The sequence below is a fragment of the Micrococcus sp. GbtcB5 genome, assembly GCF_019091605.1.
Taxonomy (GTDB): Bacteria; Actinomycetota; Actinomycetes; order Actinomycetales; family Micrococcaceae; genus Micrococcus; species Micrococcus luteus.
Genome location: NZ_JAGXJK010000512.1, coordinates 1 through 234 on the forward strand (window position 1 = coordinate 1; position 234 = coordinate 234).

The following is a 234-nucleotide window of genomic DNA, read 5'->3' on the forward strand; positions in this document are numbered from 1 at the left end:
GGCGGTGGAGGACCGCCTGCATGCGCTCGACCTTGGCCTCGGACTCGAACAGGAGGGCCTGCGCGATCTCGTCCACGTGGGGGTGGGCCGCGCGGGGGAGGTGGAAGACGCGCTTGGACAGCCGCACCGCCAGCGGGTCCTGCTGCGCGATGCGGACGGCGAGGGCGTCGGCGGCGTCGAGGAGGGCCACCGGCTCGTGCAGCTCGGTGACGAGCTTGAGCTCGAGGGCCTCCT

1 pseudogene is annotated in these 234 nt (G+C 73.5%); it reads right to left on the bottom strand.

Features of this window, described 5'->3' with window-relative positions:
* Positions 1–234: pseudogene (locus KVS67_RS13300) on the bottom strand (enoyl-CoA hydratase/isomerase family protein); the annotation flags it as partial.